Here is a 13,350-nt window from a genome sequence, read left to right as displayed (position 1 = left end):
GAGGTGGATTGAGATGGCCAGGATCATTCTTGTCTCCGGTACCGGCGGTTCCGGGAAGACCACGGTGGCGGCCGCGACGGCGCTCGCGGCTTCCCGCCGGGGTCTCCGGACCCTCGTGCTTTCGTTCGACCTGTCCCGCGGCCTCAGCGCCGCCATGGGCGTCGAGAGTCCGCTCTTCTCCGGCCCCCGGGGCGTTCCCGTGGGCGTCAACGACCACCTGTCCTTCCACGAGGTGGACGTTGGCGAAGAGCTCCGCCGGGGATGGAACGGGGGCCAGGGTGGACTGGCCGCGCTCGTGGATGGCGGGCCGGAGCGCGTGAACGCGGAGGAGGTGGCGATGACGGCCGAGGCGGCCCACGTCGTCATGCTCCTCCGGTTGGGCGAGTACCTCCACGAGCAGCAGCACGACCTCGTCATCGTGGATTGCCCGTCCACCCGCACGGCCCTGCAGTTGCTCAACACCGTGCCAGCGATGAGCTGGTACGCACGCCAGCAGCAGACCCCCACGCAGGCGGGGCGCAAGGCACGCCTGCTGGCGGCGAGCCTCCACGGCGCGGACGCGAGCCTGGAGGTTCGCGACCGGCTGAACGCCGTGGACGCGCTGCTGCACGACCCGGAGGTGACGACCCTCCGGCTGGTGACCACCGCGGACACGGTGGCCGGACAGGAGGCTCAGCGGGCGTACACGTACTTCAGCCTGCTCGGCCTGGCGGTGGACTGCGTCGTCATCAACCGACTCGCACCGGAAGCCGCCGACGCCGGCTCCGACCCGATGCGGGCGCAGCAGTCACACGTGGAGAAGCTCCAGCGCGCCTTTTCGTCGCTGCTGGTGTTGAAGGTCCCGCACCAGGCCATGGAGGTGGTGGGGGAGAAGCCGCTGGAGGTCTTCGCGGAGCAGCTCTACCAGGGCGAGGACCCCGTCCGTCTCACGGCCCCGCAGCCTGCCCTGGGCATCCGCAAGGACGCAGTGGATGCGTACTCGCTGGAGGTGCGGCTCCCCTTCGTGGCGAAGAGCGATGTCGAGCTCTCCCGCCGCGGCGCGGAGTTCGTCATCCAGGTCGGGGCCGTCCGGCGCAACGTCGTGTTGCCTCGGATGATTGCACTCCTCCCGACGTCGGGCGCCCGCATGGAGGGTGACCGGCTGATCGTGAGTTTCCAGAAAGAAAGAGGTGTTTGATGTCCACGCAAGATGATCGTTATCCGCAGGGTTCCTTTGGCGCTTCGCCGGAGTACGGCGCTCGGTTCGCCGAGCTCACCAACGCCCTGATTCCGGGCGGGCGGGGGCTGGTGCAGCAGCTCTTCCGCGCGAAGCAGGAGGCGCTCAAGGGCGTCGCGCAAATCCTCGATGCGCAGATTCACGAGCTGCAGCACATCGACGCGGCCATCGAGGACCGGGCGAAGCAGGCGCACACGGCTCCGGCGGCGGGTCAGCCGAACCGGTCCGGCGTGTCGTTTGGCGACGTGCTCCAGAAGGCGGGGGACCTGATCCTCGCGAAGCGGCCGAAGGGGACGACGGGTTCCGAGGCTGGCGCCCGGCCCAGTGACCGCCGTGCGCCTCCGGAGAGCGCTACCTCTCCGGATTCAAGCAGCCCGGCCTCTGCGTCCAGCTCTGCACCGGAACCGCTGGAAAAGATCTCCATCAGCTAGTCGAAGCGAAAGGGGTGGGCAGTGTCGGATGAGTCCATTCGAGTGAGGATGTCCAACGAGGAGAATGCTCTCTCGATGGAGTCGATGACGCCCTTGCAACGGGCGGCATTGGCCATCAAGACCCTCCGGGCGCGCGTGGATGGATTGGAGCGCGCGCGCTCGGAGCCCATCGCCGTCATCGGCATGGGGTGCAGGTTCCCCGGCGGCGCGAACGACCCGCGCGCCTATTGGGAGCTGCTGCGCGGCGGCGTGGATGCCGTGAGCACGGTTCCGCCGGACCGCTGGGACGTGGACGCGTACTACGCGGCGGACCCGGACGCGGGCTGGAAGATGGTGGTCCGTGAGGGTGGGTTCCTCAACCAACCCATCGCCGGCTTCGACAGTGAGTTCTTTGGCCTGTCGCCGCGCGAGGCGAACTACGTCGACCCGCAGCAGCGCTTGATGCTGGAGGTGTCGTGGGAGGCCCTGGAGGACGCCGGAATCGCCCCGGGCTCCCTGGTGGGCAGCGACACGGGCGTCTATGTCGGCTTCCTGAGCAGTGACTACGGGCGCGTTCCCTTCAACGCGGTGCAGACACGGGACCTGCCGTACATGGGGACCGGGAACGAGCTGAGCTTCTCCGCGGGACGTGTGTCCTACGTCCTGGGCCTCCAGGGGCCGTCCATGGTGGTCGCGACCGCGTGCTCCTCGGCGCTCGTCTCCGCCCACCTGGCCTGCCAGGCGCTGCGGCAGGGGGAGTGTTCGCTGGCGCTCGCGGGCGGGGTGAACGTGATTCTCCGGCCGGACAACAACATCGTCCTGTCGAAGATGCGGGCGCTGGCGCCGGATGGGCGCTCGAAGACGTTCGATGCATCCGCCAATGGCTACGGGCGCGGCGAAGGGTGCGGCGTCCTGGTGCTCAAGCGGCTCTCGGATGCGCAGCGGGACAAGGACCGCATCCTCGCCGTCATCCGTGGCTCCGCGGTGAACCATGACGGGCTCAGCGGCGGCCTGACGGTCCCCAACGGACCCGCGCAGGAGAAGCTGCTGCGCAAGGCGCTGGAGTCGGCGAGCCTGGCCCCAGCGGACGTGAACTACATCGAAGCCCATGGCACGGGGACGCCGCTGGGCGACCCGATTGAGCTGCGGGCGCTGGACGCGGTGCTCCGGCATGGGCGCGGCGCGGACGCACCGTTGCTCGTCGGCTCCGCGAAGACGAACCTCGGACACCTGGAGTCCGCCGCGGGTGCCGCGGGGATGATCAAGGTCGTGCTGTCACTGGGACAGGACGAGATTCCTCCGCACCTGCACTTCCGTACGCCCAACCCGGCCGTGGACTGGCAGCAGTTGCAGATCGCCATCCCCACGCAGGTGACGCCGTGGCCCAAGGGCGACAAGCCCCGCGTGGCCGGTGTCAGCGGCTTCGGGCTCAGTGGCGTCAACGCGCATGTCCTCATCGAGGAAGCTCCGCCCGCGCCTGCCCGGACGCCGGATGCGACGCCGCGGCCGATGCACGTCCTGACGCTGTCCGCGCGCAGTCCCCAGGCGCTGAACGAGCTGGCGCAGCGGCATGCGCAGGCGCTCGGCGGCCCGGGGCTCGCGTCACAGTCGCTGGAGGACATCTGCTTCACCGCGAACACCGGGCGGGACGCCTTCCGTCACCGGCTCGCGGTGCTGGGGAGCTCACAGGAGGCCATGCAGGCGCAGTTGACGTCCTTCCTGTCCGGGCAGACGTCATCGTCGGTGCTGCGCGGGAAGGCGGACGGGGCGCCCCGGCTGGCCTTCCTGTTCACCGGGCAGGGCGCGCAGTGGTTGGGCATGGGGGAGGAGCTCTTCCGCACCGAGCCCACCTTCCGCGAGACGCTCCTGCGTTGCGACGCGGTGCTGAAGCCGTTGATGGGCCAGTCGCTCATCGACCTGCTGCACCCCGCCGAGCGGGACGCGCAGGCGCGAGCCCGGCTGGACGAGACGGGCTTCACCCAGCCCGCGTTGTTCGCGCTCGAGTACGCCCTGGCGCAGGTGTGGATGCAGTGGGGCCTCCGCCCGGACTACGTGATGGGGCACTCCGTGGGTGAGTTCGTGGCGGCCTGCGTGGCCGGCGTCTTCACCCTGGAAGAAGGACTGGAGCTCATCGCCACGCGCGCCCGGCTGATGCAGTCCCTGCCTGCGGGCGGGACGATGGCCGCCGTGTCCGCGGATGCCGCGGAGGTGGAGGCGCTGCTCTCCCGGTATGACGGGCAGGTGTCCATCGCGGCCCTCAATGGTCCCCGCAACGTGGTGATTTCGGGGCGCGAGGCCGCCGTCAATGAATGCGTGGCCGAGCTGACGCGGAAGGGCAAGCGCGGCACGATGCTGCGCGTCTCGCACGCGTTCCACTCCGCGCTGATGGACCCCATCCTCGACGCGTTCTCCAAGGCCGTGGCGAAGGTGAAGCTCCAGCCCCCGTCCATCCCGCTGATTTCGAACCTGAGCGGGCACGAGGCGGGGAAGGAAATCCTGACGCCTGGGTACTGGGTGCAGCATCTTCGTGAGCCGGTGATGTTCGCCCGGGGCATGCAGACGCTGGAGCAGGCCGGTGTGAAGGCCTTCCTGGAGGTCGGCCCGAAGCCCACGCTGGTGACCATGGGCCAGTCCTGCATCACGCAGGAGGACACGCTCTGGGTGGGCAGCTTGAGGCCGGAGCGCTCGGACTGGCAGCAGATGCTGGAGGGGCTCGCGGCCCTTCACGTCGCGGGCGTGCCCGTGGACTGGCGGGGCGTGGACCAGGGGCGCGAGCGCCACAAGGTCGCGTTGCCCGTCTATCCCTTCCAGCGGCGCAATCACTGGATGGACCTCAACGGGTCCACCTGGGACATCCCGGGCGTGAGCACCGCGCCGGAGGCAGGGGCCACGCGAGGACATCCCCTCTTGGGCCATCCGCACGCGTCGCCTTCACAGGTGCGGCAGTTCGAGTCCTCCGTGGGCGCCGCGAAGCCCGCCTTCCTGAAGGACCATGGCGTCTACGGACAGATATTGATGCCGGGAGCGGCCTACGTGGAGATGGGGCTCGCCGCGGGAGCTTCGCTCTTCGGTGCGGTGGGCGGGACGGTGGACGAAATCACCTTCTCGCAGGCCCTCTTCCTCCCCGAGGAAGGGGCGCGCCGGGTGCACCTGCTCTACTCGCCGGAAGGCGAGCGCGCCGGGCGCTTCGAAATCCACAGCCAGGAGGAGCGCACGGGAGAGGGTGAGCCCGCGTGGATCCTCCATGCCCACGGAAAGCTCTCCGCGACGACGGCCGCGCCAGCAGAGCGCGTCGACGTGGAGCGTCTGCGGGCCTCGCTGACTCGCGAGGTGCCGGTGGAGGGCTACTACGCGAAGCTGGGGCAGGCGGGGCTCGCGTATGGCCCCAGCTTCCGAGGCATCCAGGCGCTCTGGCGGGGTGAGAACGCGGTGCTGGGGCGCCTGGCCCTGTCAGGCAGCGCTGCGGCGGACGCGGGGCAGTACCAGCTTCAGCCCGCGCTCCTGGATGCGTGCTTCCAGATGGTGGGCGCCGTGCTCGACGAGGAAGGGGATGCCGCCTACCTCCCCGTGGGTGTCGGCAAGGTGCAGGTGCAGCGCGGCGGGCTGGGTGAGGTGTGGGCCCATGCGACCCTGGCGCGGAGCGATGACCCGAAGGGCCCGGGCTACGTGTGCGACATCCAGTTGCTCACGGCGGATGGGGAGCGCGTGGCCACGGTGGAGAAGCTGCTGCTCCGGCGCATCACGCGGGAGGGACTCCTGGGCGCGAAGAGCAAGCGCTACCAGAACTGGCTGTACGAGCTGGAGTGGCAGGCCCGGCCGCTGGAGGCTCCAGCGGCAGGGGCGGAGGCGGCGCACGCCGGGACACAGTGCCTCATCCTCGCCGACGCGGCGGGGCTGGGCGCGCGCCTGGCCGAGCGACTGACGCAGCAAGGCTGGCACGTGGTGACGGTCCCTGCTGGAGCGCGAGCCACGGTCGATGGCCGCGATTCAGCGCTCGCGCTCCTGGGCCAGTTGCGCCCGGAGGCGCTGCAAGGGCCCCTGCATGTCATCGACCTGTGGAGCCTGGACGGTGGTGGGGACGACGTCCCCGCGCAGGCCCTTGGGCACGGCACGCGGGTGCTCGTGCTCGCCCAGGCGCTCGTCGAGGCCAAGGGAAAGAGCACCTCGCTCTGGTTGGTGACTCGCGGTGCCCAGGCGACCTCGGAGAAGGAGCGCATCACCCACCTGGGGAGTTCGGTCCTCTGGGGCCTGGGCAAGTCCATCACGCGCGAGCATCCGGACCTCCATTGCCGGCGTGTGGACCTGGATGCCAGTGCGTCCGAGCACGAAGTCGCGCAGCTTCATGCGGAGTTGCTCGGTGGCAGCGGCGAGGACGAGCTCTCGCTGAGAGGAACGACGCGCCGCGTGCCCCGGTTGGTGCGCAGCCGGAAGCTCCGTGGGGCGAGCGGCGAGGCCGCACTGAAGCCGGACGCGAGCTATCTCGTCACGGGAGGCCTTGGCGGACTGGGGCTCATCGTCGCGGAGCGGCTGGCGGAACGCGGAGCGCGCCACCTGGTCCTGATGGGGCGGCGTGAGCCGGGGCCCGAGGCGCGCACTCGACTGGATGCGCTGGAGCAGCGCGGCGTCACCATCCACTGCGTGCAGGGCGACGTGGCCGTGGCCGCTGACGTGGAGCGCGTCCTCGCCGGGCTGTCGGGACGCGTGCCGCCCCTGCGTGGCGTCATCCACTCCGCGGGCGTCATCGATGACGGCCTCTTCGTGCAGATGACGCCGGAGCGGCTGGCCAAGGCCTTCGCGCCCAAGGTCTCCGGTGGGTGGAACCTCCATCGTGCGTTGCAAGGCACGGCGCTGGACTTCTTCGTCGTGTTCTCCTCGGCGGCGTCGCTCATCGGATCGGCGGGACAGGCCAACTATGTGGCCGCGAACGCCTTCCTGGATGCGCTGGCCCGCTCCCGCCAGGCCGACGGGCTGCCCGCCCTGAGCCTCAACTGGGGCGCCTGGGCCGAGGTGGGCGCGGCCGCGGAGGAGCAGATCCGCCGCCGCATGGAGCAGTTGGGCTTCGGCGTGATTCCTCCGGAAGACGGCCTCCAGGTGTTCGAGCAGTCCCTGGGGCTGAGCGGTCAGCTCGGTGTTCTTCCCGTGGATTGGGCGGTGCTCGGGCGGCGCGGACGTTCGCCGCTGTTCGAGGCCTTCATCGAGAAGGCCAGCCCCGCGGCGAGCGAGGGGATTCGTCAGCGGCTGGAGCGGCTCGAGCCCAAGGAGCGGCGCGGTGCCTTGCGTGCGCACGTGGGCGAGCTGGTCAACGGCGTGCTGGGGCGTCCCACGACGGAGCCACTGGACCCGAACCAGGGCTTCTTCGAGTTCGGCATGGACTCGCTGATGTCCGTGGAGCTGCGCAACGTCCTGCAGCGGAGCCTGGGCACCTCGCTGCCCGCGACGGTGGCCTTCGACAACCCCACCGTCAACGGGCTGGTGGACTACCTGGCGGCCGAGGTCCTGGGCCTGAAGGAAGAGGCAGCCGCGCCCGTGGAGGAGGCTCCCGAGGACGCGGAGCTGGAGTCGCTCCTGGCGGACGTCGACAGCCTGGACGATGACACCGTCCAGGCCATGCTGCGTCGAGGCCGCTGAGCGGCTACGGCTGCCGGGGCCTCGCGTCGTAGACGAGGTCGGCGATGGCGGAGATCGTCTGGAGGTTTTCGACCTTCAGCGACTCCGAGGGAATGGTGATGCCGTACTTCTTCTGGACGAAGCCCATCATCCGGGCGGTCTCCAGCGAGTTCAGCACGCCGAGCTCCAAGAGGGGCGTGGAGGAATCGAGGTCCTCCGCGTCCCCGTCCAGGAGTTCATTCGCGACATAGCGGGTCAGGACATCGAGCAGGTCGTCTCTGTTCATGGTGCTGGGGTTGCTCCGACTGCGAGTTCGGCATGGACGGCCTGGACCACCTGGGCCGTCAGCTCGTTGAGAAAGAAGTGGCCGCCTGGAAACATCTTCATCGAGAAGGACTGCTGTGTTTGCAGTCGCCACGTGTCGAGCGCGGCTTCCGAGACGCGAGGGTCGCGAGTGCCACCGAAGGCACACAGCCGCACTGGAAGCGGAGGCTCCTCCTGGTAGGTGTAGCGCTCTGAAATCTTCAGGTCGGCGCGCAGGATGGGGAGGATGAGGTCCAGGATCTCCGGCTGCGCCAGGACCTGCTGCGGAATGCCGTCGTAGCGAGCGGACAGCTCGCGGATGAAGTCGTCTCGCCGCAGGCCGCTCAGTGGGGGAAGTCCACTGCGCCGGGAGGGCGCCTCGGAGCCGGAGACGAGCAGGGTGCCAGGCAGCGGAAGGCCCCGGCGGCGGAGTTCGCGCGTCAGCTCGAAGGCGATGAGCGCGCCCAGGCTGTGGCCGAAGAAGGCAAAGGGGCCATCGAAGAGGGGCGACAGCTCCCGCACGAGCGCGTCCAGCAGTTGTGGGAGCTCCTCCACGGACGGCTCATGCAGGCGGTTCTCCCGGCCGGGAGGCTGCACTGCGCACACCTCGATGTCCGCCTCGGGGAGCAGGTCAGGCCAACGGAAGTAGGGAAGGCTGCCGGCTCCCGCGTAGGGGAAGCAGAACAGCCGGAGACGAGGCGACGCCTGGGGTTTGCGGCGGACGAGCCAGGGGGACTCGGCCGCCGCGATGCTGGATTCAGGATTCATTGATGATGGATGAGGTGAGGGACAGAGGTTCTATTTCCGGCAGCCGTCGCGGACCCCGCGGGCCGTCGCCGCGAGGGCCTCGATTCCCAACGCGAGCCAGTCCGCGCCGTCGCGCGAGAACCGCTCGGCCAGCTCGGCGTCCACCACCGGGGCCCGCTTTGAGCCAGGGCGAAGCTGCTGGAGGAAGTTCTCCCGGGCGGTGACGGAGTTCCGCGCGGAGCGCTCCGCGAGCTTGATGCCGCTGGCGAACACCTCCGACAGGTTGGGGTCGCGCAGGTTGGACGGAGAGCCCTCGGTTGATTCGCGGCAGCGCCGCGCGAAGTCCGCCGCGGTGTGCTTGGAGGGCGAGGCCAGCAGCACGCGCTCCAGCACGGAGGCCTCCGGCCCGGGCACGTCGAAGTTCGCCGCGTCTCCCTCCGCCTCGCAGACACCCATGGCGTCCAGGGCCACTTCTGGCGCCAGCGCCCGAGGGCAGCCCCCGAGCTGTTGCAGCTCCCGCCGGCAGGCCTCCACGTCCACGGGCGGAAGCGGCAGGGCGGAGATGAGGGAGAACAGCGAGTGCAGCACGGGCAGCTTCACGGTCTCCGAGCCTGGCAGCGCCTTCAGGACGCGCTGCACGGAGTCCCAGGGCTTGGGGTCTCCGGGCGTGTACAGCTTGAGGTAGTCCTGCTGGAGGAAGCTCAGCCAGGCCTCCGCGAAGGACTGGGCGCGCTTGCGACTCTCCGGCGAGGCGATGCGAGAGGCTTCGTCATACACCGCGAGGAAGTACTCGAGGCAGATGGCCTTGCGCAGCCGGATGATGCGCTCCCCCGCGGTGGTGGCCAGCGTCGCGGGCGGCGTCATGGACAGTCCCAGCAGCTCGAGCTCCTCCGCGCTCAACCACAAGCGCCCCCGGTCGAGATCCGCCTGGAGGTCCACCCCGTCGTCGAACATCTGCAGTCCCACGGCGGAGAGCTTCGCGATGCGCCGCACCGTGGCTTCGTCCACGTCCGCGAGCTGGAGCCGCTGCGCCATGTAGGCGCCCGGAACGGCCTTCAGGTACCAGAGGGAGAACAGCTCGTGCGCAGTGAGCGGACGGCCCTGGTCCAGCGCGTCCCGTTCCGCGGCGAAGGCGCGAAGCTGCTCCACGAGCCTCCGGCGGCCGTCGATGAGCGGGGGCGCGGCGGCCATGAACTCCCGCAGCGCCACGATGGCGTCCAGGTCATCGGTGAGGAGGGTGGCGTCGTCGAGGGCCGCGTACCCGTTCGCGCGGACGAACGCATCGATGCGCCGGACGCCGAACCCGTAGTACGTCCAGAGGCGGCCTTCAGACTCCGTGGCGGCAATCTGTGGCAGGTAGCCCAGCACATCGGCTTCGAGGAGCCATCGCCGCATCGCGGCGAGGGAGATGTCGCTCAGTGGGTTGCCCTGCAGGTCGACAGCGCTTTTCATGTCACGGCTCCACGGGAGATCCAGGAGGGTGACAGGATAGTGAGGGGGGCTGCATGCTCCAGAATGCCTTACATCGGTTCTGCGAGGCACACTGCGCAGGTTGGGAAGCGGGCCGCTGGGACGATGCCCAGCGGCCCGAGGCCATCAGTAGGGGGAGCAGTAGATGCGCCTGCAGGTCAGGTTCATGGCCGTCGTGGCAGCGGGAACCGTGGCCTTCTCCATGACGTTCATCAGCTTTACGAGCTTCTGCTTGGTCTGCTTGGACGATTGGGGGGCCTTCGCCTTCGTCTTCGTCATGACACTCCTCCATCGATGGATGTGGACTGCTGGCCAAGCCTGGGCGCTGACGGCGGATGCGTCAAGCGCTGAGAGTGATTGCGCGAACTGCGTGAAGTTTTTTCAGGACGCCACGCATTCCTTCACGCGTTGCGGCGATGACTTCTGAATCATGTCTCGCAGCGCGCCGTGTCCCAAACGGGCTCAGCAACTCCTCGACGCTTACAGCCGCGCCGGAGTTCAGCTTTCGGAAGAATATTTCAATGGCGCGTCCACCACCCGCGCCGCGCAGGGCATGGCCGTTGGCGGAACAAATCCACCGTGTGGCGCTGTCTCGTTCGAAGAGGACGGGGAAGCTCGGGTCCACCCGCACGTGGTGTGAGTCACGCAAAGGCTTTTCACGGGTGGGCGGTGGCACGGGCTCGAAGCCTCCCGAGGTCAACCGCTTGAGCCAGGTGGATTGGATGTGCCGTCGCGCCTCTTTCGGGTGGCTGACATCGCGAAACGCGCGCACGGCTTCGGTGAGCGCCCGGGGCAGCTCCGTGGCCAGGACACCGTTCTTCGAGAGGGCACCGCGGGCCAGGGGCGAGGCCGATACCCGCGCGAGCCGCGTCTGCTTCCACTCCTGGTCGGCGAGCGACGTCTCGTCGAGCATCCCGCGCAGCAGGTCGTCCACGGAATAGATGACGTGGTGCTCGGTGATGGGGATGCCGACATTCAGGCTGCTGGCCACGCCTGCGCCGGCGCTCTCGCCCACGTGGTAGTACGTGGAGGGCCAGTAGAGGATGTCGCCGGGCTCGACCTCCGCGACGAAGGACGACGCCAGGTAGGGCTGGTAGTCCAGGATGGTGGAGACGTCCTCGCTCCACGGCCGCTTGTGCCAGAAGCGCATCCGCTTGCGTCCGCGCAGCGCGAACATGAACGTGGTGAAGCGGTCCAGGTGGACTCCCACGGGGCTGTGCTCGTAGGTCCCATGGAACAGCGAGGTGATGCCGCCCGTCACGGGCATGCCCACGCGCTGCCACAGGCCGGAGAAGAAGGCGCGTTGCCGTGACCAGAGCTGGAAGCCGGAGGCGTGCATCGTGGCGATGATGAGGGCGTAGCGGCGCTCGCCCAGTTGCGAGGCGATGCGGGCGTCATACCCGTCCAGGGAGCCATCGGACTTTCTGGGCAGCCACTCCCGGGAGCGGAGCTGCCGCAGCCGGTCCACCGTGAAGGTGACGTCGGGCCGTGACGCCGGCTCGTAGCTGCGGGACAGGTAGCGCTGGGTGGCGCCGGCCGATGCCTCGAAGACGTCGTCGACGGTGAAGGGGGAGGCCTGTGTTCCCTTGAAGAGCACGGGGCGCTGGTTCCAGTAGCGCCTGACGAAGGTGTCCCAGTCGAAGCGGGTCGCGATTTCCAAGGTGGGCATCCGTCAGGCCTCCGCTCCGGTGATGACGTGAATCCCGCGCAGCCGGAGGAGCGCCGCCAGCGTGGCGCGACTGGCCTCTCGCTGCGGACCGGGGCGAGCCAGTTTGCACAGCTCACCGACGCAAGGCGGCGCTTCCGAGGACAGTGCGTTGATGAGCCGCTGTCCCAGGGCCTCGTTGGGGCCGGGGAAGGCATGTCCGTTGACGGCCCAGATCCACAGCCCCGAAGGGTCCTTCATCCGGATGATGTCCACGGTCGGCGTCTTCCTCACCCGGTCGGGGTCTGACAGGGGTGGGGCCTGGTCCGGCGGCGGCACGGGCTCGAGCGCGCAAGCGCTGACCCTCCGGGCCCAGATGAGGCGCAGGACCTGCTGAACGTCTTCTTCCCGAGTCAGCGCGTGGAGCGTATCCGCGGCCTGCTCGACGGATGGAATGGTTGCCTGCGCGCCCCTGCGCGGCCGGCGCCAGGGGTAGGGGTGGTAGGGCACACGCTCATCGTGCGCGTGCCGCGCTTCGAGGAGCCCCACGAGCACGTCCTTGGCCGCGTCCGTGGGCCGGCTCCCCTTGACGGGAATCCATACCCGGACGGCCATGCAGTCCCCCTGGGCTTCTTCGAGCTGCCAGTAGCGAGAGGGGCTGTAGAGCAGCTCACCGGGACCGGCCTCCAGGGTGGTGGCCTTGTCCAGGTGGCGGTCGAAGTCCTCGGTTTCGTTGGGGGGCGAGCCCCAGAGCTTCTTCCAGAGCCGGACGCGCAGCCGGCCCTGGAGCACCAGCGTCACCAGCGAATGGTGGGGCCGCTTCGCGATGCCGTAAGGGCCTCGTGAGAAGCGGCCCAGCAACAGGTCGGTGGCCATGGGCAGCACCGGGACGCCCACGCGCTCCAGGAGCCCCCTGAGGAAGTCTCGCAAGGCGCTCCAGAGGGCGAAGTCGAACATGAACGGTTGTTCGACGTGGAGCTGGAAGGATGCGCCGTCCAGGTGCTTGGAGGCGCGGCGCGAGAACGACTCCAGGGACGCGTCGTCTTCACCCGGGAGGAGCGTTCCCGGGGCGGCGAGCCTGGCGGCCTCCACGAAGAAGCGCGCGTCGGGAAGGGCGCGAAACCGCGTCCCGTGGCGGAAGGGGGCACAGGCGGAGATCGCGGCCTGGAAGACCTGGTCGACGGGGAGGATGGGGCCGGGCAGTGCCAGGCGCGCGGGTGCCTTCTCCCAGTGTTGCTTCACGAAAGGCTGCCAATCGAAGGCGCGGTGCATGGCGGCTCCCGTCACGAAGGTTGGAATGTGCGGCGAATCTTCCGCGCATAGGCGGCGAGCGACGGCAGGTTCATCTCCTTCCTGCGCAAGTCGACGCCGGCCTCCTTCTCGATGGGGTAGGGGACGAGCTCTCCCTTCACCTTGCGGAACTTCGTTCCATAAAGCTGCTTCTTCCCCTCTCGCATGCGCACCACGTCCGTGAGGTAGGCCACCTGCTGGATGGGAACGTCGGCGCGCGCCGCCGCGTCCCGCAGCAACTTCAGGCAGCGTTTCTGGAAGGCCAGCGAGCAGTCGGCGTGTTGAATCAGCCGCCAGGCGGCCGCGGCCCCGCTTCGGCCCACGAGGCGATGCCCGGGCCAGCCGTGGACCTTGATCGTCTCACGCAGCCAGTCGATGCCCGCCTCGGTGAGCGCATTGAGCTTGCGTTCAAGAGCACGGTCCTTGAACTCCGTCGCCACCCACGCAGAACGCAAGGTGCTGTCGATGCGGTCCAGCCGTAGCAGTTGCGTGCGGAGGTCTCGATTGACGGTGGGGCGAGGTGCGGCGCTCGATGTCCGGGCCGCTCGCGAAGCCTTTTGGGACGGCCGTTCTTCATGGCGTCGTGAGTCCCGCAGTCGTTCAATGAGGCTCATGGCCGTCTACATTATCAGACAGTCGCGACCACTCCGTGGAAGGACTGC

At 68.9% G+C, this 13,350-nt stretch carries 10 protein-coding genes; 3 read left to right on the top strand and 7 right to left on the bottom strand.

What is annotated here, in order from left to right; all coding sequences use genetic code 11:
• Positions 1–13 precede the first annotated feature (13 nt).
• From FMQ63_RS11620 to FMQ63_RS11610, 3 genes are all read left to right on the top strand, one after another.
• On the top strand, positions 14–1,177 hold the full coding sequence (locus FMQ63_RS11620) for an ArsA family ATPase (protein ID WP_011554297.1): 1,164 nt from the start codon (positions 14–16) through the stop codon (positions 1,175–1,177).
• A complete protein-coding gene (locus tag FMQ63_RS11615) occupies positions 1,177–1,647 on the top strand; it encodes a hypothetical protein (protein WP_225909326.1) in 471 nt (156 codons plus the stop codon). The genes FMQ63_RS11620 and FMQ63_RS11615 overlap by 1 nt, the downstream gene beginning before the upstream one ends.
• Positions 1,648–1,722: 75 nt before the next feature.
• On the top strand, positions 1,723–7,254 hold the full coding sequence (locus FMQ63_RS11610; protein ID WP_011554295.1) for a type I polyketide synthase: 5,532 nt from the start codon (positions 1,723–1,725) through the stop codon (positions 7,252–7,254).
• A gap of 4 nt (positions 7,255–7,258) precedes the next feature.
• Here the strand turns inward: FMQ63_RS11610 and FMQ63_RS11605 are convergent, their stop codons facing one another.
• The 7 genes from FMQ63_RS11605 to FMQ63_RS11580 form a co-directional block, all read right to left on the bottom strand.
• The gene (locus FMQ63_RS11605; RefSeq protein ID WP_011554294.1) at positions 7,259–7,519 is read right to left on the bottom strand and encodes an acyl carrier protein; all 261 of its coding nucleotides are present in this window, start codon (positions 7,517–7,519) and stop codon (positions 7,259–7,261) included.
• A complete protein-coding gene (locus FMQ63_RS11600) occupies positions 7,516–8,304 on the bottom strand; it encodes a thioesterase II family protein (RefSeq protein WP_011554293.1) in 789 nt (262 codons plus the stop codon). The genes FMQ63_RS11605 and FMQ63_RS11600 overlap by 4 nt, the downstream gene beginning before the upstream one ends.
• Before the next feature lie 30 nt (positions 8,305–8,334).
• The gene (locus tag FMQ63_RS11595; protein WP_225909325.1) at positions 8,335–9,735 is read right to left on the bottom strand and encodes a hypothetical protein; all 1,401 of its coding nucleotides are present in this window, start codon (positions 9,733–9,735) and stop codon (positions 8,335–8,337) included.
• A gap of 144 nt (positions 9,736–9,879) precedes the next feature.
• Positions 9,880–10,032, bottom strand: a complete 153-nt coding sequence (locus FMQ63_RS37375; protein ID WP_011554291.1) for a hypothetical protein — start codon at positions 10,030–10,032, stop codon at positions 9,880–9,882.
• A 61-nt stretch (positions 10,033–10,093) separates the two neighbouring features.
• Positions 10,094–11,422 (bottom strand): cupin domain-containing protein, encoded by a 1,329-nt coding sequence (locus FMQ63_RS11590; protein WP_011554289.1) that lies wholly within the window; start codon positions 11,420–11,422, stop codon positions 10,094–10,096.
• Between the two features lie 3 nt (positions 11,423–11,425).
• Complete coding sequence (locus tag FMQ63_RS11585; protein ID WP_011554288.1) at positions 11,426–12,685, bottom strand: hypothetical protein; 1,260 nt, start codon at positions 12,683–12,685, stop codon at positions 11,426–11,428.
• Positions 12,682–13,302, bottom strand: coding sequence for a DUF6624 domain-containing protein (locus FMQ63_RS11580; protein WP_011554287.1), 621 nt, complete (start codon positions 13,300–13,302; stop codon positions 12,682–12,684). Before FMQ63_RS11580 ends, FMQ63_RS11585 begins: the two co-directional genes overlap by 4 nt.
• Positions 13,303–13,350: the final 48 nt, after the last annotated feature.

The organism is Myxococcus sp. CA005, assembly GCF_006518205.1.
GTDB lineage: Bacteria > Myxococcota > Myxococcia > Myxococcales > Myxococcaceae > Myxococcus > Myxococcus xanthus.
The sequence above is the reverse complement of the archived record's forward strand: the minus strand, read 5'-3'. Positions and strand labels throughout refer to the sequence as shown.